A 23,195-nucleotide genomic window follows, 5' to 3' on the forward strand; every position below is an offset into this window, starting at 1 on the left:
ACACGTCATTGATTAAGATCACCACGCGTTACCTGGGTGGTCTTAATCTGTTTATCTCTTTTTCTTTCAAGATATAAATGCAATGGATAATGCAGAACTCGCCATTGGTATCGATCTCGGCACTACCAATAGTTTAATTGCCGTCTGGAAAGACGGTGCCGCGCAATTAATTCCAAATAAGTTCGGTGAATATTTAACACCATCCATAATTAGCATGGATGAAAATAATCATATTTTAGTCGGAAAACCGGCTGTATCACGGCGTACTTCGCATCCGGATAAAACGGCAGCGTTATTTAAACGTGCAATGGGCAGTAATACCAACTGGCGGTTAGGCAGCGACACATTTAACGCGCCAGAACTGTCCTCTTTGGTATTACGCTCATTAAAAGAAGATGCCGAAGAATTTCTGCAACGTCCGATTAAAGATGTGGTGATCTCCGTTCCGGCTTATTTCAGCGATGAACAACGCAAGCATACCCGTTTAGCAGCGGAGTTAGCCGGGTTAAATGCGGTACGCTTAATTAATGAACCCACAGCAGCTGCGATGGCGTATGGCCTGCATACCCAACAAAATACCCGTTCGCTGGTGTTTGATCTCGGTGGCGGCACGTTTGACGTTACGGTGCTTGAGTACGCCACGCCGGTGATTGAAGTTCACGCCTCCGCTGGCGACAACTTTCTTGGTGGCGAAGATTTTACCCATATGCTGGTCGATGAGGTTTTAAAACGCGCGGATGTCGCCAGGACCACGCTTAACGAGAGTGAACTGGGAGCCTTGTACGCCTGTGTGGAAGCGGCAAAATGTAGCAATCAATCGCCATTGCACATTCGCTGGCAGTACCAGGATGAAACGCGGGAGTGCGAATTTTACGAGAACGAACTGGAAGATTTGTGGTTGCCGCTGCTCAATCGCTTGCGAGTGCCGATTGAACAGGCGTTGCGCGATGCACGTCTGAAGCCGAGTCAAATCGACAGTCTGGTGCTGGTTGGCGGCGCGTCACAAATGCCGCTGGTGCAGCGAATCGCCGTGCGTCTGTTTGGCAAATTACCGTATCAAAGTTACGATCCGAGCACCATTGTCGCGCTGGGCGCAGCAATCCAGGCCGCCTGCCGCTTACGCAGTGAAGATATTGAAGAGGTAATCCTCACTGATATTTGCCCTTACTCGTTGGGCGTTGAAGTTAACCGTCAGGGCGTTTCCGGCATTTTCTCGCCGATTATTGAACGAAACACCACTGTGCCCGTGTCGCGTGTAGAAACTTATTCAACCATGCACCCGGAACAGGATTCAATTACGGTTAACGTCTATCAGGGAGAAAACCACAAAGTTAAAAACAACATTCTGGTGGAATCCTTCGATGTGCCGTTGAAGAAAACCGGGGCTTATCAGTCGATTGATATTCGCTTTAGTTATGATATCAACGGGTTGCTTGAAGTTGACGTGCTTCTGGAAGACGGCAGCGTTAAGTCCAGAGTGATTAACCACAGCCCGGTAACATTGAGCGCGCAGCAGATTGAAGAGAGTCGGACGCGGTTATCCGCATTGAAAATTTATCCGCGCGATATGCTCATCAATCGCACCTTTAAAGCCAAACTGGAAGAGTTGTGGGCGCGGGCGCTGGGTGACGAGCGAGAAGAGATTGGCCAGGTGATCACCGATTTTGATGCGGCGCTGCAGTCAAACGATATGGCCCGCGTCGATGAGGTCAGGCGGCGGGCGAGCGTTTATTTAGCCATTGAGACCTCATAATCACGGCTGCCGGATGCGGCGTAAATGCTGCATCCGGCATCGGCGCAAAAAACACATCGTCAACTAAACAACATCGCGATTTTGCCGAGAGCATAACCTATAACCAGCACCGTTAAACTGATTTTGATAATGCTGGTAATGCTCTGTGGTTTTTCACCCTCATCATTTTTTTCTTCATGGTTTTCAGGTGTTGGCTCATCGACATCTTCATCCTCCGGCTCGAGTTTTACTTTCGTCAACAGCAACCGGGTGATAATGGCCTCTAATGGATGAGCATCTCCGCCTTCCAGCCTTGTATTAAGACGGGCCAGCATCTCTTGTTTCGGAAACGCTTCAAGTACTACCTGTTCCGCTACCCGATACAAATCCAGTAACGGTGAATCTTCTTCTGTCTCGCTACCGACTCTCGATTTCCACCACGCCCATGCTTTGCGTTTGAAGAATAACGACTCAATAAACGATTGACCTAACGGCGATAATTTTCCGCTATGTAAAATTTCCGCCCATAACAGCCGCGTCCGGGCGCTCTCACCAGGAACATATTTCAGCGGTTGACCTTGCGCATCTACCATGCTCCGCGCTTCGATAACCATCACTAATAACGCGAAATAATCCGGGCAATGACGCTTGCTCCACTGCAACAACAAATTATCAGCTTGTGTAGATGGGTAACTCTCCCAGTATGCGCAGAGCTCAGCAAGCAGGCTTTCCCCCTCGCCGCAGTACAAACGTTGTGCACACTGGTAATACCGGGCATCTTCGCTTTCTGGTTCTTCCGCTTGCCACTGTTTGGCTACAGGAATGAGTTCCGCCATACCTGTTTGCACCGAGCTGTACCAGCGCAACAGTTTGCGATGTAACTTTGCATCATCAGGAATGAACCACGGACCTTCCATCGCCAAAAACGCAGTGACATAGTCAGGATGGTAACGGCAGCAACGTTCCAGCGCGAAGTAATATTCAACAGTCTGGTTCTGTAACGCGACGGGATATTCCAGAAGGCTAAGGAAATCGAAACAATCACCAGCCTGAATGGCCTCAAGAAAAGCCTCCCTTTCTTCCTCATCCATTCCTTCGCTGTCATTAAACGAATGCCAGTTCAAACGCTCTGCCAGCAAAGAAGCACAATTTAATGAAAGATATCGCGCTTCTATAGCGATTGCACACAGCGGCCAGCGTAATTGATCGACATCCTCCATGTTCCAGGTATTTAATTGCTGAATAAATTTCTGCCAGGCGGAGGGCTGAAAACGATCACTTTCTGAATCCAGTAATGTCCTGAATGCACGTAGTATTTCATGTTCAGCGGCGGCATCTTTATCTTCATTATCTGCTTCCCCGACAGGATTTACCGCCAGTCGCAGGGCCTCTTCATAGGCCTGGCGTAATGCTTTAAACCCCTGCGGATCGGTTTCGGGATGACATAACGGTAAGCGAGCAAGATAAGCCTGGCGGATAATGTCTATTTGCGTCGTGCTTTCAATTTCGAGGATTTGCCAACATGTTTTCATAGGTCGCTCACATCCTTAAGCGTTACCGGGCATTCAGGCTGGACAGTTAATGGCTGCCAGGGAAGCGTGGCATAGAAACGATCGCTTCCCGCTGCCAGCTCTTCGAACATCCGACTCCCGGCGCTATCGTATTTGTACAGGGTTAGCGCCTCGCGTAGCGAAGTGTTGTCTTCGCACTGAGAAGATTGCCAGTAGAGACGTCCTAACGAATAGGCGGAAAAATAGTGCATCCAGCTGTGATAGTAATGGTGAGCTCGTACATAGACGCGCGATTGCAGCCATAAACTCTCTTCTTCCGTCAGCCAGTTGTTGAGCACACCGACCCGTGACAGAAACCCCATTCGAACATAATCCCAGGCTTTGATTCCCCCTTCTCCACAGCACATAGCGGTGTGGGCAACGAATTGGGTATAAATCAACCCTCTCTCCGAGCCACCAGCAATTAATGCTTTCCACTCTTCAGGGGAAGAGCGATGCCATGTCAGATATAAGCCAGCTAAATCATTGGCATGACCATCATCAGTCATCTGATAAATAGTCTGAATTAAATCATCACGATTATTTATTCCCCAGGATGATGAGAGATCGAATTCTTTTATACCGGTATACATTTTTGGCGAGTCATGCGCGGGTTTGCAACCCTGATTAAGTATTTCCATGGGCGCAGAAAGCGCAAAAAGAAGATATTGTTCTTCCTTATTCATTTGTTAATAATCCCTTAAGTGCATTAACTGACTACTTTTTTATTATTGATGAGTATAAACTTGACGCTTTCAAAATAAAAAGAAAATCGAAGCATTCACACATGAATAAAAAATTAATGTATATATTCGCAATTTTTATAGTTGCAGCAATTACCTGTATTAGCCAACCCAAGAAAACGACGTTGCGTGATAAAGCCATGGTGAATTATGCCTTTGATTATTTAAGATCACCGGGCAGTCTTCCATTCACCACGGCAGCCACGGAGCTTTCCGCGATTCATGGTCACTCAACGTCGCAATATCGCCTTGGAGAATTTTATCTTCATGGTAGCGACGGTAAACCACTGGATTATACACAGGCGAGATACTGGTATGAGCAATCAGCGGAACAGGAAAATCCACGCGCGCAAAGTAAACTGGGGTGGATCTACCTCAAAGGTCTGGGGGTCAAACCCGACACCCGTAAAGCAATTCTCTGGTATAAGGAAGCAGCTGAACAAGGGTATGCTCATGCTCAATATACTTTAGGTTTGATCTACAGAAATGGCTCAGGTATTAATGTTAACCATTATGAATCTCAAAAATGGTTAAAACTGGCCGCCAAACAACATTACAAAAATGCGGAAAGATTACTTGCCGGGCTTCCCGCACATTAACGTCGACTGTCACCCGAACAGATGGAGTATTTTCCCTATCAAACCAGCAAAGATAAAAATATAGAAAATAATTTTAATGATGCCCAGACAGCCTGGCCCACCATCGTCAACGGGCATTGGCTGCGGTTGCGGCTCCGGTTCAACAGTTTGCTTCTCGGTAAAATTCGCCGCCTGAATTAATAATCGACGAATAATTAATGCTTCCAGTGGACAACGATCTTCCGCATCAAGGCGGCTCACAATCGGCATTAATGATTCTTCTGTCGGTTGGCTAGCCTGCACTAATTGTTTGGCAACTAAATATAATGGCCATAAGGGATGTTCTGTATCACGCGTGAGTGAGATCCGCGGCTTACGTCCTTTGTGCAAAACCATCTCGACCAGTGAACGCCCCAGCGCAGAGAGTTTTTCATCGCTGAGTATTTCGTATAAATGAAAACGCGTACGGGCGCTGTCGCCGGGGACATAAAGTAGCTGTTTACCCTGATCGTTAACCAGTTCACGAGCTTCAATCATCATCACCACTAACGGGTAATAATCGACCCGATGCTGACGGCACCATTGCAATATTAAAGCATCCGCCTGGGTGGAGGGATACTCGCGCCAGTAGTCACAAAGTTCTGCCAGCAAGCTTTCGCCTTCTCCACAATAGACGCGTTGCGCGTATTCATAATAACGCGCATCTTCATTATCAGGTTCAGCTTCCCGCCACGACCGGGCGTAATCCAGAAGTTCGGGGATATCCAGGCGACCTGCGCTATACCAGCGGAGTAAATTTCTGTGCAGTTTTGCATCATCGGGGATGATCACTGCGCGATGTTGCGCTAAATACAATGTCAGCCATTCTGGATGCGATGACCAAATCCGAGCGAACATTTGGTAAAAATCGATGGTGTCATTTTGCACGGCAACGGGCAGATGCAGAATGGTCTGGAAGTTAAAAACATTCCCCTTCGCAATGGCATATAAAAAGGATTCCAGTTCTTCTTCGTCTATTTCCCCGACGTTTTCCTCCTGCAACCACCGCAATCTTTCTGCTAATAACACCACGCACTCGAAGGATAAATGGGCAGTGTTCATGGCTATTGTGCACAGCGACCAGCGTAATTCATCAATATCTTCCATCGAGCAATAATTTAATTGCTGAATGAATTGCTGCCAGGCAGAGGGCAGAAAACGTTCGCTATCAGAGGCAAGTAACGCACGAAAGGCGAGCAGAATTTCATGTTCTGCTACCTCATATTCTTCTGGTTGCCAAACAGATTTAGCAGGCGACTGCGCAATCCGTAGCGCCTCCTCATACGCCTGACGAAGTTGTTTAAAACCCTGCGGATCGGTTTCTGGATGAAAGGACGGTAACAGCGCCAGATAAGCGCGGCGGATAATATCGACGTCAGTCGTTTCCTCTATTTCGAGAATCTTCCAGCAATTTTTCATAGGTCGCTCATATCCTTAAGCGTTTCCGGGCATGCAGAATAGTAAGCCAATGGTTGCCAGGACAAGGTAGGGTAATACGCATCATCACTGGCAAATAATTGATAAAACATATCATTGCCGGAATCGTCGTATTCTTTACGCGCTAAGAATTCGCGTAATAACTGCAGATGATCATCTTCGGGAGACTGCCAATATTGCCGACCAAAGGTATAACCGGCAAAGTATTGCCGCCAGTTACGATAATAACGTAGAGCCCGTAGATGAATGCGCGACTGGATCCATAGACTTTCTTCTTCGCTCAACCAGTTATTAAGTACGCCCATTCGGCTTAAAAAACCCATCCGGACATAATCCCAGGCTTTAATTCCTCCCTCACCACAGCATTCGGCGGTGCTGGCGACAAATTGCGCATAAGCCTGACCTTGCTCATTTAGTTCAGCAAGATAGTCACGCCATTCACATGGCGAATAACGAAACCAGCGGTGATAAAACCCTGCCAACCGAGCGGCATGACCGTTATCGATCATTCGGTGAATTGTGCGCAGCAGGTCATCACGGGCATCAATTCCCCAGGAGGAAGAAAGGTCAAAAAAGCATGTACCTAAATACATTTTGGGTGATGAATGCGAAGGTAAACAGCATTCATTGCGTATTTCCATCGGAGTGGAAAGTGCAAACAATATTTTTTGCGACTCCATGTCCATATAATTTATCCTTAAATATTCATTAAATGAATATTAGCCGCATTGCGAGGCTCGTTTATTTATACTTTTCTGACGCGACATAATACGCATAAAATAAGGCTTACGCAAAAATGGAACACATAAAAATATAATATGTTTTATCTGCAACCATAAGGAAATGATAATGATTTTCACGTCAAGTTGCTGCGATAATTTATCAATAGATGAGATTATCGAACGTGCTGAAAAAGGCGATTGCGAGGCTCAATATATTGTTGGGTTTTATTATAATCGCGATAGCGCAATTGATTCTCCGGACGACGAAAAAGCCTTTTACTGGCTGAAGCTGGCCGCTGAGCAAGGTCATTGTGAAGCACAGTATTCCTTAGGGCAAAAGTATACCGAGGATAAAAGCCGTCATAAAGATAATGAGCAAGCCATCTTCTGGCTGAAAAAAGCTGCCCTACAAGGCCATACTTTCGCTTCCAACGCCCTTGGCTGGACACTGGATCGTGGAGAAGCCCCCAATTATAAAGAAGCGGTTGTCTGGTATCAGATAGCCGCGGAGAGCGGAATGTCTTATGCGCAAAATAATCTTGGGTGGATGTACAGAAATGGCAACGGAGTCGCAAAAGACTATGCGCTGGCATTTTTCTGGTACAAACAAGCTGCATTACAAGGCCATAGTGACGCGCAAAACAATCTGGCCGATCTTTATGAAGACGGAAAAGGCGTTGCTCAAAACAAGACACTCGCCGCATTCTGGTATTTGAAAAGCGCACAGCAGGGTAATCGGCACGCCCAGTTTCAAATTGCATGGGATTATAACGCTGGCGAAGGGGTGGACCAGGACTATAAGCAAGCGATGTACTGGTATCTGAAGGCTGCCGCTCAGGAAAGCGTCGGCGCTTACGTCAACATCGGTTATATGTATAAACACGGACAAGGCGTTGAGAAAGATTATCAGGCTGCCTTTGAATGGTTTACGAAAGCCGCTGAATGCAATGACGCCACTGCCTGGTATAACCTGGCCATTATGTATCACTACGGAGAAGGAAGACCTGTCGATCTCCGACAGGCTCTCGACCTGTATCGTAAAGTTCAGTCATCCGGAACCAGAGATGTCAGTCAGGAAATTCGTGAGACTGAAGATTTACTGTAGAGATAAAAACAAGGGCCGGGGAATTTCATTCGGCCCATATTCTCTTTATTGCTGTGCGAAATCAGACTATTACGGCTCAAACGGGCGTCTCTGGAACTGGTCATGACCACATTTCGGGCATAGCGTCAGCACTTCCGGTGTGTAGATCGGGAGATGGAAGTGACATTTCTCGCAGACCAGATTTCCCAGCCCGACCACGTCTCCGCTGTGATAAACCCCATGATGATTGAGGTCCTGGAAAACTTCGCGCCATTCAAGCTGCGTTTTATCGGTGATATCTGCCAGCTCCTGCCATAAGCTTTCTTTAATCACCCGCATAAAGACGCTGTCAGATTCTTCTTTCAGGCTCTCTTCATAGCTCATGGCGAACTCTTCCAGGTCACGTCTTACAGCTCGCGTCAGCTCATCGACCTCGGTTCGCGTTAACTCCCCTGTTTTTATTACGCGCTCGCGCGCCTGTTCCACCAGTGCGTCGATATCACGTTCGCCATTGCGCAGGCGTTCGCTCAGTGACGCGACCAGTTCACGGTAATATTGAGCAACCTTGTTCATCGTTTCATCTCCCGGGTCGTTAACTGACTATAATAATAGACGTTCTTTGTTCCTTGCTTTGCTAATACGCCCACAAACTCTGTAAATTAATGTATGAATAATCCGGGCATCATTTCAACGTCGAGTGCGCGAAAGGCTGTTTTGACGCGGACGTTTGGGCTATGCTATGCGGATCTGAAAAACCACCTCAACGCTACATTTGTAGCCGTATTGAAAACAGGACCACTGGCTGCCATGCAAGAGCAATACCGCCCGGAAGAGATAGAATCCAAAGTACAGCTTCATTGGGATGAGAAGCGCACATTTGAAGTAACCGAAGACGAGAGCAAAGAGAAGTATTACTGCCTGTCTATGCTTCCCTATCCTTCTGGTCGACTACACATGGGCCACGTACGTAACTACACCATCGGTGACGTGATCGCCCGCTACCAGCGTATGCTGGGCAAAAACGTCCTGCAGCCGATCGGCTGGGACGCGTTTGGTCTGCCTGCGGAAGGCGCGGCGGTGAAAAACAACACCGCTCCGGCACCGTGGACGTACGACAACATCGCGTATATGAAAAACCAGCTCAAAATGCTGGGCTTTGGTTATGACTGGAGCCGCGAGCTGGCAACCTGTACGCCGGAATACTACCGTTGGGAACAGAAATTCTTCACCGAGCTGTATAAAAAAGGCCTGGTATATAAGAAGACTTCTGCGGTCAACTGGTGCCCGAACGACCAGACCGTACTGGCGAACGAACAAGTTATCGACGGCTGCTGCTGGCGCTGCGATACCAAAGTTGAACGTAAAGAGATCCCGCAGTGGTTTATCAAAATCACTGCTTACGCTGACGAGCTGCTCAACGATCTGGATAAACTGGATCACTGGCCAGACACCGTTAAAACCATGCAGCGTAACTGGATCGGTCGTTCCGAAGGCGTGGAGATCACCTTCAACGTTAACGACTATGACAACACGCTGACCGTTTACACTACCCGCCCGGACACCTTTATGGGTTGTACCTACCTGGCGGTAGCTGCGGGTCATCCGCTGGCGCAGAAAGCGGCGGAAAATAATCCTGAACTGGCGGCCTTTATTGACGAATGCCGTAACACCAAAGTTGCCGAAGCTGAAATGGCGACGATGGAGAAAAAAGGCGTCGATACTGGCTTTAAAGCTGTTCACCCATTAACGGGCGAAGAAATTCCCGTTTGGGCAGCAAACTTCGTATTGATGGAGTACGGCACGGGCGCAGTTATGGCGGTTCCGGGTCACGACCAGCGCGACTACGAGTTTGCCTCTAAATACGGCCTGAACATCAAACCAGTTATCCTGGCTGCTGACGGCTCTGAGCCAGATCTTTCTCAGCAAGCCCTGACTGAAAAAGGCGTGCTGTTCAACTCTGGCGAATTCAACGGTCTTGACCATGAAGCGGCCTTCAACGCCATCGCCGATAAACTGACTGCGATGGGCGTTGGCGAGCGTAAAGTGAACTACCGCCTGCGCGACTGGGGTGTTTCTCGTCAGCGTTACTGGGGCGCGCCGATTCCGATGGTGACGCTGGAAGACGGTACCGTAATGCCGACCCCGGACGACCAGCTGCCGGTGATCCTGCCGGAAGATGTGGTAATGGACGGCATTACCAGCCCGATTAAAGCAGATCCGGAGTGGGCAAAAACTACCGTTAACGGTATGCCAGCGCTGCGTGAAACCGACACTTTCGACACCTTTATGGAGTCCTCCTGGTACTATGCGCGCTACACTTGCCCAGAGTACAAAGAAGGTATGCTGGATTCCGAAGCGGCTAACTACTGGCTGCCGGTGGATATCTACATTGGTGGTATCGAACACGCCATTATGCACCTGCTCTACTTCCGCTTCTTCCACAAACTGATGCGTGATGCAGGCATGGTGAACTCTGACGAACCAGCGAAACAGTTGCTGTGTCAGGGTATGGTGCTGGCAGATGCCTTCTACTATGTTGGCGAAAACGGCGAACGTAACTGGGTTTCCCCGGTTGATGCTATCGTTGAACGTGACGAGAAAGGCCGTATCGTGAAAGCGAAAGATACGGCAGGCCATGAACTGGTTTATACCGGCATGAGCAAAATGTCCAAGTCGAAGAACAACGGTATCGACCCGCAGGTGATGGTTGAACGTTACGGCGCGGACACCGTTCGTCTGTTTATGATGTTTGCTTCTCCGGCTGATATGACTCTCGAATGGCAGGAATCCGGTGTGGAAGGGGCTAACCGCTTCCTGAAACGTGTCTGGAAACTGGTTTACGAGCACACAGCAAAAGGTGATGTTGCGGCACTGAACGTTGATGCGCTGACTGAAGATCAGAAAGCGCTGCGTCGCGATGTGCATAAAACGATCGCTAAAGTGACCGATGATATCGGCCGTCGTCAGACCTTCAACACCGCAATTGCGGCGATTATGGAGCTGATGAACAAACTGGCGAAAGCACCAACCGATGGCGAGCAGGATCGCGCTCTGATGCAGGAAGCGCTGCTGGCCGTTGTCCGTATGCTTAACCCGTTCACCCCGCACATCTGCTTCACGCTGTGGCAGGAACTGAAAGGCGAAGGCGATATCGACAACGCGCCGTGGCCGGTTGCTGACGAAAAAGCGATGGTGGAAGACTCCACGCTGGTCGTGGTGCAGGTTAACGGTAAAGTCCGTGCCAAAATCACCGTTCCGGTGGACGCAACGGAAGAACAGGTTCGCGAACGTGCTGGCCAGGAACATCTGGTAGCAAAATATCTTGATGGCGTTACCGTGCGTAAAGTGATTTACGTACCAGGTAAACTCCTCAATCTGGTCGTTGGCTAAGCGCGGGAGGAAGCGTGCGATATCTGGCAACATTGTTGTTATCTCTGGCGGTGTTAATCACCGCCGGGTGTGGCTGGCATCTGCGTGATACCACGCAGGTTCCTTCCACTATGAAGGTCATGATCCTGGACTCAGGCGATCCGAACGGGCCATTAAGCCGTGCGGTGCGTAACCAGTTACGTCTGAATGGTGTCGAGTTGCTTGATAAAGAAACCACGCGTAAGGACGTTCCATCCCTGCGTTTGGGTAAAGTGAGCATCGCGAAAGATACCGCATCGGTATTCCGTAACGGTCAAACAGCAGAGTATCAGATGATCATGACGGTGAATGCGACCGTGTTGATCCCCGGCCGTGATATCTACCCGATTAGTGCCAAAGTCTTCCGTTCGTTCTTTGATAACCCGCAAATGGCGTTAGCGAAAGATAACGAACAAGACATGATCGTAAAAGAGATGTACGACCGTGCTGCCGAACAGCTGATTCGTAAGCTGCCAAGCATCCGTGCTGCGGATATTCGTTCCGACGAAGAACAGACGTCGACCACAACGGATACTCCGGCAACGCCTGCACGCGTCTCCACCACGCTGGGTAACTGATGATTCGGTTGTACCCGGAACAACTCCGCGCGCAGCTCAATGAAGGGCTGCGCGCGGCGTATCTTTTACTTGGTAACGATCCTCTGTTATTGCAGGAAAGCCAGGACGCTGTTCGTCAGGTAGCTGCGGCACAAGGATTCGAAGAACACCACACTTTTTCCATTGATCCCAACACTGACTGGAATGCGATCTTTTCGTTATGCCAGGCTATGAGTCTGTTTGCCAGTCGACAAACGCTATTGCTGTTGTTACCAGAAAACGGACCGAATGCGGCGATCAATGAACAACTTCTCACACTCACCGGACTTCTGCATGACGACCTGCTGTTGATCGTCCGCGGTAATAAATTAAGCAAAGCGCAAGAAAATGCCGCCTGGTTTACTGCTCTTGCGAATCGCAGCGTGCAGGTGACCTGTCAGACACCGGAGCAGGCTCAGCTTCCCCGCTGGGTTGCTGCGCGCGCAAAACAGCTCAACTTAGAACTGGATGACGCTGCAAATCAGGTGCTCTGCTACTGTTATGAAGGTAACCTGCTGGCGCTGGCTCAGGCACTGGAGCGTTTATCGCTGCTCTGGCCAGACGGCAAATTGACATTACCGCGCGTTGAACAGGCGGTGAATGATGCCGCGCATTTCACCCCTTTTCATTGGGTTGATGCTTTGTTGATGGGAAAAAGTAAGCGCGCGTTGCATATTCTTCAGCAACTGCGTCTGGAAGGCAGCGAGCCGGTTATTTTGTTGCGCACATTACAACGTGAACTGTTGTTACTGGTTAACCTGAAACGCCAGTCTGCCCATACGCCACTGCGTGCGTTGTTTGATAAGCATCGGGTATGGCAGAACCGCCGGGGCATGATGGGCGAGGCGTTAAATCGCTTAAGCCAGCCGCAGTTACGTCAGGCCGTGCAACTCCTGACACGAACGGAACTCACCCTCAAACAAGATTACGGTCAGTCAGTGTGGGCAGAGCTGGAAGGGTTATCTCTTCTGTTGTGCCATAAACCCCTGGCGGACGTATTTATCGACGGTTGATATGAAATCTTTACAGGCTCTGTTTGGCGGCACCTTTGATCCGGTGCACTATGGTCATCTTAAACCCGTGGAAACGCTGGCGAATTTGATTGGTCTGACGCGGGTCACAATCATCCCTAATAATGTTCCTCCGCATCGTCCCCAGCCGGAAGCGAACAGCGTGCAGCGTAAACACATGCTTGAACTGGCGATTGCCGACAAGCCATTATTTACTCTTGATGAACGCGAGCTAAAGCGCAATGCCCCCTCTTACACTGCGCAAACACTGAAAGAGTGGCGGCAGGAACAAGGACCGGACGTGCCGCTGGCGTTTATTATTGGTCAGGATTCACTGCTGACCTTTCCGACCTGGTACGAATACGAAACGATACTCGACAATGCACATTTGATCGTCTGTCGGCGTCCAGGTTACCCACTTGAAATGGCGCAACCGCAATACCAGCAATGGCTGGAAGATCATTTGACACATAACCCGGAAGATCTTCACCTTCAGCCTGCCGGTAAAATTTATCTGGCTGAAACGCCGTGGTTTAACATCTCGGCGACCATCATCCGCGAACGTTTGCAAAACGGTGAATCGTGTGAGGATTTATTGCCGGAACCGGTACTGACTTACATTAACCAACAAGGCTTGTATCGCTGATACCTGTCGTTACGGAGGGCATGATGCGACTGTGGTTAATTCGTCATGGTGAAACGCAAGCGAATATCGATGGTCTATACAGCGGTCATGCGCCCACCCCCCTGACCGCGCGCGGTATTGAGCAAGCGCAAAATCTGCATACGCTGCTACATGGTGTTTCCTTTGATCTGGTTTTATGCAGTGAACTGGAACGGGCACAGCATACCGCGCGACTGGTTCTCAGTGACCGCCAGCTCCCCGTTCATATCATCCCTGAACTCAACGAAATGTTTTTTGGCGACTGGGAGATGCGACATCATCGCGACCTCATGCAAGAAGATGCCGAAAACTATAGCGCGTGGTGCAATGACTGGCAGCATGCAATCCCCACGAACGGTGAAGGATTTCAGGCATTTTCGCAACGTGTGGAACGCTTTATCGCAAGGCTTAGTGAATTTCAGCACTATCAGAATATTTTAGTCGTCAGCCATCAGGGTGTACTGAGTCTGTTAATCGCCCGTTTAATTGGCATGCCTGCCGAGGCTATGTGGCATTTTCGCGTTGACCAGGGGTGTTGGAGCGCCATTGATATCAACCAAAAATTCGCGACGCTACGCGTCCTCAATAGCCGTGCCATCGGGGTCGAGAATGCATGACTTTTCTGTTTTTTTACGGGTAAGCCGCAACGACCATTGACAGACCCGGGCAGGCTGATATTCTCCGCAGCCAGACTTTTTTCGCCAGACACGACTTTGTAGAAATTGTTTTACAAAAATGGCGATGCAATCTGCGGCGCGGGGTGGGATGATAGCCCACTTTCGAAAGCCGATTCGGCGACAATTGTCCCGAAATCGCCTCTGGTTCAGGTATACTGACAGACCATTTTTATCTATTTGATTCACCCAGGGGGAAAACTTGCAGGGTAAAGCACTCCAGGATTTTGTTATCGACAAAATTGATGACCTCAAAGGTCAGGACATCATCGCCTTAGACGTTCAAGGCAAATCCAGCATCACCGACTGCATGATCATCTGTACGGGTACGTCCAGCCGTCATGTTATGTCCATTGCTGACCACGTTGTGCAGGAGTCTCGCGCAGCGGGCCTGTTACCGCTCGGCGTAGAAGGTGAAAACAGCGCCGACTGGATTGTCGTGGATTTGGGCGATGTGATTGTCCATGTCATGCAGGAAGAGAGCCGTCGCCTGTATGAACTGGAAAAACTCTGGAGTTAATGCGTGAAGCTGCAACTTGTCGCCGTGGGAACGAAAATGCCGGACTGGGTACAAACCGGTTTTACCGAGTACCTGCGTCGTTTTCCGAAAGATATGCCCTTCGAGCTGATTGAAATTCCGGCCGGAAAACGCGGCAAGAATGCGGACATCAAGCGCATACTCGACAAAGAGGGTGAGCAGATGTTGGCGGCCGCAGGCAAAAACCGCATTGTCACCCTCGATATTCCAGGCAAGCCCTGGGATACGCCGCAGTTAGCCGCTGAGCTGGAACGCTGGAAGCTGGATGGTCGCGACGTCAGTCTACTGATTGGCGGGCCTGAAGGGTTGTCGCCTGCCTGTAAAGCGGCGGCGGAGCAGAGCTGGTCGCTGTCGGCGCTTACCCTCCCCCATCCGCTGGTTCGCGTGCTGGTCGCAGAGAGTCTGTACCGGGCGTGGAGCATCACCACCAACCATCCTTATCACCGTGAGTGATAAGGGAGCTTTGAGTAGAAAACGCAGCGGATGAAACTACAGAACTCTTTTCGCGACTATACGGCAGAGTCCGCGCTGTTTGTGCGCCGGGCGCTGGTCGCCTTTTTGGGGATTTTGCTGCTGACCGGCGTGCTTATCGCCAACCTGTATAATCTGCAAATTGTTCGCTTTACCGATTACCAGACCCGCTCTAATGAAAACCGCATTAAGCTGGTGCCTATCGCGCCCAGCCGCGGCATTATCTACGACCGTAACGGTATCCCTCTGGCACTCAACCGCACTATCTACCAGATAGAAATGATGCCGGAGAAAGTCGATAACGTGCAGCAAACGCTGGACGCTTTGCGCAGCGTGGTTGATCTGACCGATGACGATATTGCTGCATTCCGAAAAGAGCGCGCACGTTCACACCGTTTCACCTCTATTCCCGTGAAAACTAACCTGACCGAAGTACAAGTAGCTCGCTTTGCCGTCAATCAGTACCGTTTTCCGGGTGTCGAAGTTAAAGGCTATAAACGTCGTTACTATCCTTACGGTTCGGCGTTGACCCACGTCATCGGCTATGTGTCGAAAATCAACGATAAAGACGTCGAACGCCTGAATAATGACGGCAAACTGGCCAACTATGCGGCAACGCATGATATCGGTAAGCTGGGCATTGAGCGTTACTATGAAGACGTGCTGCACGGTCAGACCGGTTATGAAGAGGTTGAAGTTAACAACCGTGGGCGTGTTATCCGCCAGTTAAAAGAAGTACCACCGCAAGCCGGACACAATATTTACCTGACGCTGGATCTCAAACTCCAGCAATATATTGAAACGCTGCTGGCGGGTAGCCGCGCAGCTGTGGTAGTCACCGATCCGCGTACAGGTGGGGTGCTGGCACTGGTTTCCACGCCTAGTTATGACCCAAACCTGTTTGTTGACGGTATCTCCAGCAAAGATTATTCCGCCTTGCTGAACGACCCGAATACACCGCTGGTGAACCGCGCCACACAGGGGGTTTATCCTCCTGCGTCTACAGTTAAACCCTATGTGGCGGTTTCGGCATTAAGCGCCGGGGTGATCACGCGCAATACGACGCTGTTTGACCCAGGCTGGTGGCAACTACCAGGGTCGGAAAAACGTTATCGTGACTGGAAAAAATGGGGCCACGGGCGTCTGAATGTCACAAGATCGCTGGAAGAATCTGCGGATACCTTCTTCTATCAGGTGGCCTACGATATGGGGATCGATCGCCTCTCCGAATGGATGGGTAAATTCGGTTATGGTCATTACACCGGTATCGACCTGGCGGAAGAACGTTCCGGCAACATGCCTACCCGCGAATGGAAACAGAAACGCTTTAAAAAACCGTGGTATCAGGGTGACACCATTCCGGTTGGTATCGGCCAGGGTTACTGGACAGCGACCCCAATCCAGATGAGTAAGGCACTGATGATCCTGATTAATGACGGTATCGTGAAGGTTCCGCATTTGCTGATGAGCACCGCCGAAGACGGCAAACAGGTGCCATGGGTACAACCGCATGAACCGCCCGTCGGCGATATTCATTCCGGTTACTGGGAGCTGGCGAAAGACGGTATGTACGGTGTTGCTAACCGCCCTAACGGTACGGCGCATAAATACTTTGCCAGCGCACCGTACAAAATTGCGGCGAAATCTGGTACCGCTCAGGTCTTCGGTCTGAAAGCGAACGAAACCTATAATGCGCACAAAATTGCCGAGCGTTTACGTGACCACAAACTGATGACCGCCTTTGCGCCATACAACAATCCGCAAGTGGCTGTCGCCATGATTCTGGAGAACGGCGGCGCGGGTCCGGCGGTTGGTACGCTGATGCGCCAGATCCTCGACCACATTATGCTGGGTGATAACAATACCGATCTGCCTGCGGAAAATCCTGCGGTTGCCGCAGCGGAGGACCATTAATCATGACGGATAATCCGAATAAAAAAACATTCTGGGATAAAGTCCATCTCGATCCCACAATGCTGCTGATCTTACTGGCATTGCTGGTTTACAGCGCCCTGGTTATCTGGAGCGCCAGCGGTCAGGATATTGGCATGATGGAGCGTAAAATAGGCCAAATCGCGATGGGTCTGGTCATCATGGTGGTGATGGCGCAAATTCCTCCACGCGTTTATGAAGGCTGGGCCCCCTATCTCTATATCATCTGTATTATTTTGCTGGTGGCGGTAGATGCTTTCGGTGCCATCTCTAAAGGCGCTCAACGCTGGCTGGACCTCGGTATTGTTCGTTTTCAGCCGTCGGAAATTGCCAAAATAGCCGTACCACTGATGGTTGCGCGCTTTATCAACCGCGACGTTTGCCCGCCATCGTTGAAGAACACTGGCATCGCGCTGGTGCTGATATTTATGCCCACGCTGCTGGTGGCTGCACAGCCTGACCTGGGAACATCAATCCTCGTTGCGCTTTCCGGTCTGTTTGTACTGTTCCTCTCTGGCCTTAGCTGGCGTCTGATTGGCGTCGCAGTAGTGCTGGTGGCGGCGTTCATTCCTATTCTGTGGTTCTTCCTGATGCATGATTACCAGCGCCAGCGCGTAATGATGCTCCTGGACCCGGAATCAGACCCACTCGGCGCGGGCTATCACATTATTCAGTCTAAAATTGCTATTGGCTCCGGCGGATTACGCGGCAAAGGCTGGCTGCATGGCACTCAGTCACAACTTGAATTTCTCCCCGAACGCCATACCGACTTTATCTTCGCGGTACTGGCGGAAGAGCTGGGATTAGTGGGCATTCTGATTCTGCTCGCTCTCTACATTCTGCTGATCATGCGCGGGCTGTGGATAGCCGCCAGAGCGCAAACCACCTTTGGTCGCGTCATGGCTGGCGGCTTAATGCTGATATTATTCGTTTATGTCTTCGTAAATATTGGTATGGTAAGCGGTATTCTGCCGGTTGTAGGGGTTCCGCTCCCACTGGTCAGTTATGGAGGATCAGCGCTAATTGTGCTGATGGCTGGGTTCGGGATTGTAATGTCAATCCACACCCACAGGAAAATGTTGTCGAAAAGCGTGTAAGAGGTGCGCAATGCGTAAGCAGTGGCTCGGGATCTGCATCGCGGCAGGAATGCTCGCGGCATGTACAAGCGATGATGGTCAGCAACAGACGGTAAGTGTACCGCAGCCTGCGGTATGTAACGGCCCCATAGTTGAAATTAGCGGGGCGGACCCGCGTTTCGAACCACTGAACGCGACGGCAAATCAGGATTACCAGCGCGACGGTAAAAGCTACAAAATCGTGCAGGATCCGTCTCGATTTAGCCAGGCGGGACTGGCGGCAATCTATGATGCCGAACCTGGCAGTAACCTGACGGCCTCTGGCGAAGCTTTCGATCCGACACAGTTGACGGCGGCCCATCCAACGCTTCCGATCCCCAGCTACGCCAGAATCACTAACCTGGCTAACGGGCGAATGATCGTGGTGCGCATTAATGATCGCGGCCCCTACGGCAACGACCGCGTAATTTCGCTTTCTCGCGCAGCAGCTGACCGTCTTAACACGTCAAACAACACCAAAGTTCGTATCGATCCGATTATTGTCGCCCAGGATGGTTCGCTTTCTGGTCCTGGTATGGCTTGTACCACAGTCGCCAAACAGACTTACGCCCTGCCTGCACCTCCCGATTTAAGCGGTGGCGCGGGGGCAAGTTCAGTGTCTGGCCCGCAGGGTGACATTCTTCCGGTCAGTAACTCGACGCTAAAAAGCGAAGATCCGACCGGCGCGCCGGTAACCAGCAGCGGTTTCCTCGGCGCACCAACGACCTTAGCGCCTGGTGTACTGGAAAGCAGCGAACCGACACCTGCACCACAGCCCGTTGTTACAGCTCCGTCGACAACGCCTGCAACCTCGCCTGCAATGGTGACACCGCAAGCCGCCTCGCAAAGCGCCAGCGGCAACTTTATGGTGCAAGTCGGGGCCGTTAGCGATCAGGCTCGTGCGCAACAGTACCAACAGCAACTGGGACAGAAGTTCGGCGTCCCCGGTCGCGTAACTCAAAATGGCGCGGTCTGGCGTATCCAGCTTGGCCCATTCGCCAGTAAAGCCGAAGCCAGTACCTTGCAGCAACGTTTGCAAACCGAAGCCCAATTACAGTCATTTATTACCACCGCGCAGTAGCGTAAAGCAGGCATCTGATGTGTCAATTTCTGTAAATGACGTTAACAAAGTCACGCGGAAAGTCAGATGCCTGCCGGTAGTGCATTTGCTATAGTAGGGCACTTTTTTAATTCCATCACGGATGTCGTAGTTCAGACCATGAATACCATTTTTTCCGCTCGTATCATGAAGCGCCTGGCGCTCACCACGGCTCTTTGCACAGCCTTTATCTCTGCTGCACATGCCGATGACCTGAATATCAAAACTATGATCCCGGGTGTACCGCAGATCGATGCGGAGTCCTACATCCTGATTGACTATAACTCCGGCAAAGTGCTCGCTGAACAGAACGCAGATGTCCGCCGCGATCCTGCCAGCCTGACCAAAATGATGACCAGTTACGTTATCGGCCAGGCAATGAAAGCCGGTAAATTTAAAGAAACTGATTTAGTCACTATCGGCAACGACGCATGGGCCACCGGTAACCCGGTGTTTAAAGGTTCTTCGCTGATGTTCCTCAAACCGGGCATGCAGGTTCCGGTTTCTCAGCTGATCCGCGGTATTAACCTGCAATCGGGTAACGATGCTTGTGTCGCCATGGCCGATTTTGCCGCTGGTAGCCAGGACGCTTTTGTTGGCTTGATGAACAGCTACGTTAACGCACTGGGCCTGAAAAATACCCACTTCCAGACGGTACATGGTCTGGATGCTGATGGTCAGTACAGCTCCGCGCGAGATATGGCGCTGATCGGCCAGGCATTGATCCGTGACGTACCGAATGAATACTCGATCTATAAAGAAAAAGAATTTACGTTTAACGGTATTCGCCAGCTGAACCGTAACGGCCTGTTATGGGATAACAGCCTGAATGTCGACGGCATCAAAACCGGACACACTGACAAAGCAGGTTACAACCTTGTTGCTTCTGCGACTGAAGGCCAGATGCGCTTGATCTCTGCGGTGATGGGCGGACGTACTTTTAAAGGCCGTGAAGCCGAAAGTAAAAAACTGCTAACCTGGGGCTTCCGTTTCTTCGAAACCGTTAACCCACTGAAAGTAGGTAAAGAGTTCGCCTCTGAACCGGTTTGGTTTGGTGATTCTGATCGCGCTTCGTTAGGGGTTGATAAAGACGTGTACCTGACCATTCCGCGTGGTCGCATGAAAGATCTGAAAGCCAGCTATGTGCTGAACAGCAGTGAATTGCATGCGCCGCTGCAAAAGAATCAGGTCGTCGGAACTATCAACTTCCAGCTTGATGGCAAAACGATCGAACAACGCCCGCTGGTTGTGTTGCAAGAAATCCCGGAAGGTAACTTCTTCGGCAAAATCATTGATTACATTAAATTAATGTTCCATCACTGGTTTGGTTAAAAATTGAACACTTGAAAGTGTAATTTCCGTCCCCATATACTAAGCATCAGTAAAAAAACTCCCGCCTTCTGGCGGGAGTTGCTATTTAATTACGTTACGCCGGAGCTGACATGAAAACCAAACTTAACGAACTGCTTGAATTCCCTACTCCTTTTACTTACAAAGTTATGGGGCAGGCGTTACCTGAGCTGGTTGATCAGGTGGTTGAAGTGGTACAGCGCCATGCGCCAGGTGACTACACCCCAACGGTAAAACCAAGCAGCAAAGGCAACTACCACTCGGTATCTATCACTATCAACGCCACTCATATCGAGCAGGTTGAAACACTGTATGAAGAACTGGGCAAAATCGATATTGTCCGCATGGTTCTGTAACTCGCTTCTCCGTTACCCGGCTCCTGGTCGGGTAACTCCCCTCTCCTCGCTGTGATATACTTTTCCCCCACTTTTACTCATTCTCCACGGAGATGCCGTTTTGTATCAGGATAAAATTCTTGTCCGCCAGCTCGGTCTTCAGCCTTACGAGCCAATCTCCCAGGCTATGCATGAATTCACCGATACCCGCGATGATAGTACCCTTGATGAAATCTGGCTGGTCGAGCACTATCCGGTATTCACCCAAGGTCAGACAGGAAAAGCGGAGCACATTTTAATGCCGGGTGATATTCCGGTGATCCAGAGCGATCGCGGTGGGCAGGTGACTTATCACGGGCCGGGACAACAGGTGATGTATGTGTTGCTTAACCTGAAACGCCGTAAACTCGGTGTGCGTGAACTGGTGACCTTGCTTGAGCAAACAGTGGTGAATACCCTGGCTGAACTGGGTATAGAAGCGCATCCTCGGGCTGACGCGCCTGGTGTCTATGTCGGGGAAAAGAAAATTTGCTCACTGGGTTTACGAATTCGACGCGGTTGTTCATTCCACGGTCTGGCATTAAACGTCAATATGGATCTTTCACCATTTTTACGTATTAATCCTTGTGGGTATGCCGGAATGGAAATGGCTAAAATATCACAATGGAAACCCGAAGCGACGACTAATAATATTGCTCCACGTTTACTGGAAAATATTTTAGCGCTACTAAACAATCCGGACTTCGAATATATTACCGCTTAATTCCATACATCAATGGCCCAATTTACACTGGGTCATTACTCATAATACCTGCTAATGCTTTACATCTCCTTCGCGTTTGTATATTTTCTTTATCACTTGCAGAAATGCGGTGCCACGCCTTGCTCCGCAACTCACCCCATTGATTAACCTATTGAAATAGTTGATTATGGTGAGCAAAAGCGTTCCGTTCCAATTAGACATAAGATTATTGTAATTTTTTAAATATTATTTTTCCATGAATAAAATTGGAGTAAGTGCGTGGATAGTAATAATCAAATTGAACCCTGTTTAAGCAGAAAGTCGTCAGAAGGTAAACCACAAATATTTACAACCTTACGAAATATTGATCTTAACCTTCTGACTATTTTTGAAGCTGTATATGTACATAAAGGGATCGTTAATGCAGCGAAAGTGCTTAATCTGACCCCCTCGGCAATCAGTCAGTCTATTCAGAAACTGCGCGTTATATTCCCTGACCCATTGTTTATTCGCAAAGGCCAGGGTGTCACTCCTACCGCATTTGCGATGCATCTACATGAGTATATCAGTCAGGGCCTTGAGTCCATTCTTGGCGCGCTGGATATCGAAGGAAGCTATGATAAGCAACGAACGATAACTATTGCGACCACTCCCTCGGTCGGAGCCCTGGTCCTTCCTGTCATCTATCGGGCGATTAAAACTCACTATCCGCAGCTTTTACTGCGCAACCCGCCCATCAGCGACGCGGAAAACCAACTCAGTCAGTTTCAAACCGATCTCATCATCGATAACATGTTTTGCACCAATCGTACGGTGCAACATCATGTTCTGTTCACCGACAATATGGTGTTAATTTGCCGCGAGGGAAATCCACTACTCTCTTTAGAAGATGACAGAGAGACTATCGACAACGCTGCGCATGTACTTCTGTTACCGGAAGAGCAAAATTTCAGCGGTCTGCGGCAGAGAGTTCAAGAAATGTTTCCGGACCGGCAAATCAATTTCACCAGCTACAACATTTTGACAATCGCTGCACTGGTTGCCAACAGTGACATGTTAGCGATTATTCCCAGCCGTTTTTATAACCTGTTTAGCCGCTGCTGGCCGCTGGAAAAACTGCCTTTTCCGTCCTTAAATGAGGAGCAAATAGATTTCTCTATCCACTACAACAAATTCAGCCTGCGTGATCCCATCCTGCACGGAGTAATAGATGTTATCCGTAATGCATTTTGAAAAAGTATTGTTACAGCCAGATCACAGCGCAGAACGATAAAATGGCACAATCCAACAACAATTTTACATTTTCGCGACCGCTTTGGCTGCTTTCAGGTCCGTTTCAATGATATACTGCCAGTCGTTAATTCAAAAATAGTTGA

At 49.7% G+C, this 23,195-nt stretch carries 22 protein-coding genes; 17 read left to right on the forward strand and 5 right to left on the reverse strand.

Features of this window, described 5'->3' with window-relative positions; genetic code table 11:
* Positions 1-82: 82 nt before the first annotated feature.
* Complete coding sequence (gene hscC, locus HGD79_RS08430; RefSeq protein ID WP_137591665.1) at positions 83-1,753, forward strand: molecular chaperone HscC; 1,671 nt, start codon at positions 83-85, stop codon at positions 1,751-1,753.
* 59 nt (positions 1,754-1,812) lie between these two features.
* Here hscC and djlC read toward each other — a convergent pair whose 3' ends face one another.
* Entirely contained in the window at positions 1,813-3,264 is a 1,452-nt protein-coding gene (gene djlC / locus HGD79_RS08435; protein ID WP_001306979.1) for a co-chaperone DjlC, read from the reverse strand.
* Positions 3,261-3,968: a DUF1266 domain-containing protein gene (locus tag HGD79_RS08440; protein ID WP_096147230.1), complete on the reverse strand. Its 708-nt coding sequence runs from the start codon at positions 3,966-3,968 to the stop codon at positions 3,261-3,263. Before HGD79_RS08440 ends, djlC begins: the two co-directional genes overlap by 4 nt.
* Before the next feature lie 101 nt (positions 3,969-4,069).
* Between HGD79_RS08440 and HGD79_RS08445 the strand changes: the two genes are divergently transcribed.
* The gene (locus HGD79_RS08445; protein ID WP_001035666.1) at positions 4,070-4,624 is read left to right on the forward strand and encodes a tetratricopeptide repeat protein; all 555 of its coding nucleotides are present in this window, start codon (positions 4,070-4,072) and stop codon (positions 4,622-4,624) included.
* Between the two features lie 9 nt (positions 4,625-4,633).
* On the opposite strand, the gene HGD79_RS08450 is transcribed toward HGD79_RS08445, so the two are convergent.
* Positions 4,634-6,061: a J domain-containing protein gene (locus HGD79_RS08450; RefSeq protein ID WP_168848358.1), complete on the reverse strand. Its 1,428-nt coding sequence runs from the start codon at positions 6,059-6,061 to the stop codon at positions 4,634-4,636.
* Positions 6,058-6,765 carry a DUF1266 domain-containing protein gene (locus tag HGD79_RS08455; RefSeq protein ID WP_000367017.1) on the reverse strand — a complete coding sequence of 236 codons (708 nt, stop codon included), beginning with the start codon at positions 6,763-6,765 and terminating at the stop codon, positions 6,058-6,060. The genes HGD79_RS08450 and HGD79_RS08455 overlap by 4 nt, the downstream gene beginning before the upstream one ends.
* Before the next feature lie 163 nt (positions 6,766-6,928).
* On the opposite strand from HGD79_RS08455, the gene ybeQ reads away from it, so the two are divergent.
* Positions 6,929-7,906, forward strand: coding sequence for a Sel1 family TPR-like repeat protein YbeQ (ybeQ, locus tag HGD79_RS08460; RefSeq protein ID WP_000578177.1), 978 nt, complete (start codon positions 6,929-6,931; stop codon positions 7,904-7,906).
* A 69-nt stretch (positions 7,907-7,975) separates the two neighbouring features.
* Here ybeQ and HGD79_RS08465 read toward each other — a convergent pair whose 3' ends face one another.
* Complete coding sequence (locus HGD79_RS08465; RefSeq protein WP_139496510.1) at positions 7,976-8,458, reverse strand: zinc ribbon-containing protein; 483 nt, start codon at positions 8,456-8,458, stop codon at positions 7,976-7,978.
* A gap of 234 nt (positions 8,459-8,692) precedes the next feature.
* Here HGD79_RS08465 and leuS point away from each other — a divergent pair, with 234 nt between their 5' ends.
* From leuS to HGD79_RS08535, 14 genes are all read left to right on the forward strand, one after another.
* On the forward strand, positions 8,693-11,275 hold the full coding sequence (gene leuS / locus HGD79_RS08470; protein ID WP_168848359.1) for a leucine--tRNA ligase: 2,583 nt from the start codon (positions 8,693-8,695) through the stop codon (positions 11,273-11,275).
* Between the two features lie 14 nt (positions 11,276-11,289).
* The gene (gene lptE, locus HGD79_RS08475; protein ID WP_001269673.1) at positions 11,290-11,871 is read left to right on the forward strand and encodes an LPS assembly lipoprotein LptE; all 582 of its coding nucleotides are present in this window, start codon (positions 11,290-11,292) and stop codon (positions 11,869-11,871) included.
* Entirely contained in the window at positions 11,871-12,902 is a 1,032-nt protein-coding gene (holA, locus tag HGD79_RS08480) for a DNA polymerase III subunit delta (protein WP_000620532.1), read from the forward strand. Before lptE ends, holA begins: the two co-directional genes overlap by 1 nt.
* 1 nt (position 12,903) lies before the next feature.
* A complete protein-coding gene (nadD, locus tag HGD79_RS08485) occupies positions 12,904-13,545 on the forward strand; it encodes a nicotinate-nucleotide adenylyltransferase (protein WP_000838889.1) in 642 nt (213 codons plus the stop codon).
* A gap of 23 nt (positions 13,546-13,568) precedes the next feature.
* Positions 13,569-14,180, forward strand: a complete 612-nt coding sequence (locus HGD79_RS08490) for an adenosylcobalamin/alpha-ribazole phosphatase (RefSeq protein WP_001241867.1) — start codon at positions 13,569-13,571, stop codon at positions 14,178-14,180.
* A 259-nt stretch (positions 14,181-14,439) separates the two neighbouring features.
* Positions 14,440-14,757, forward strand: a complete 318-nt coding sequence (gene rsfS / locus HGD79_RS08495) for a ribosome silencing factor (RefSeq protein ID WP_001161664.1) — start codon at positions 14,440-14,442, stop codon at positions 14,755-14,757.
* Positions 14,758-14,760: 3 nt separating this feature from the next.
* On the forward strand, positions 14,761-15,228 hold the full coding sequence (gene rlmH, locus HGD79_RS08500) for a 23S rRNA (pseudouridine(1915)-N(3))-methyltransferase RlmH (protein WP_000776104.1): 468 nt from the start codon (positions 14,761-14,763) through the stop codon (positions 15,226-15,228).
* A 30-nt stretch (positions 15,229-15,258) separates the two neighbouring features.
* On the forward strand, positions 15,259-17,160 hold the full coding sequence (mrdA, locus tag HGD79_RS08505; protein WP_168848360.1) for a peptidoglycan DD-transpeptidase MrdA: 1,902 nt from the start codon (positions 15,259-15,261) through the stop codon (positions 17,158-17,160).
* A gap of 2 nt (positions 17,161-17,162) precedes the next feature.
* The gene (gene mrdB / locus HGD79_RS08510) at positions 17,163-18,275 is read left to right on the forward strand and encodes a peptidoglycan glycosyltransferase MrdB (protein WP_000131719.1); all 1,113 of its coding nucleotides are present in this window, start codon (positions 17,163-17,165) and stop codon (positions 18,273-18,275) included.
* 10 nt (positions 18,276-18,285) lie between these two features.
* Positions 18,286-19,374, forward strand: a complete 1,089-nt coding sequence (gene rlpA, locus HGD79_RS08515) for an endolytic peptidoglycan transglycosylase RlpA (protein ID WP_001231415.1) — start codon at positions 18,286-18,288, stop codon at positions 19,372-19,374.
* A gap of 138 nt (positions 19,375-19,512) precedes the next feature.
* A complete protein-coding gene (gene dacA, locus HGD79_RS08520) occupies positions 19,513-20,724 on the forward strand; it encodes a D-alanyl-D-alanine carboxypeptidase DacA (RefSeq protein WP_001092082.1) in 1,212 nt (403 codons plus the stop codon).
* A gap of 110 nt (positions 20,725-20,834) precedes the next feature.
* Complete coding sequence (ybeD, locus tag HGD79_RS08525) at positions 20,835-21,098, forward strand: DUF493 family protein YbeD (RefSeq protein WP_000850550.1); 264 nt, start codon at positions 20,835-20,837, stop codon at positions 21,096-21,098.
* Positions 21,099-21,198: 100 nt separating this feature from the next.
* The gene (lipB, locus tag HGD79_RS08530) at positions 21,199-21,840 is read left to right on the forward strand and encodes a lipoyl(octanoyl) transferase LipB (protein WP_033561080.1); all 642 of its coding nucleotides are present in this window, start codon (positions 21,199-21,201) and stop codon (positions 21,838-21,840) included.
* A gap of 258 nt (positions 21,841-22,098) precedes the next feature.
* Positions 22,099-23,052 (forward strand): YbeF family transcriptional regulator, encoded by a 954-nt coding sequence (locus HGD79_RS08535; protein ID WP_000378026.1) that lies wholly within the window; start codon positions 22,099-22,101, stop codon positions 23,050-23,052.
* The last annotated feature ends 143 nt before the right edge of the window (positions 23,053-23,195 follow it).

It is taken from the genome of Escherichia sp. SCLE84, from assembly GCF_012584495.1.
In the GTDB taxonomy this organism is placed as follows: Bacteria; Pseudomonadota; Gammaproteobacteria; order Enterobacterales; family Enterobacteriaceae; genus ECMA0423.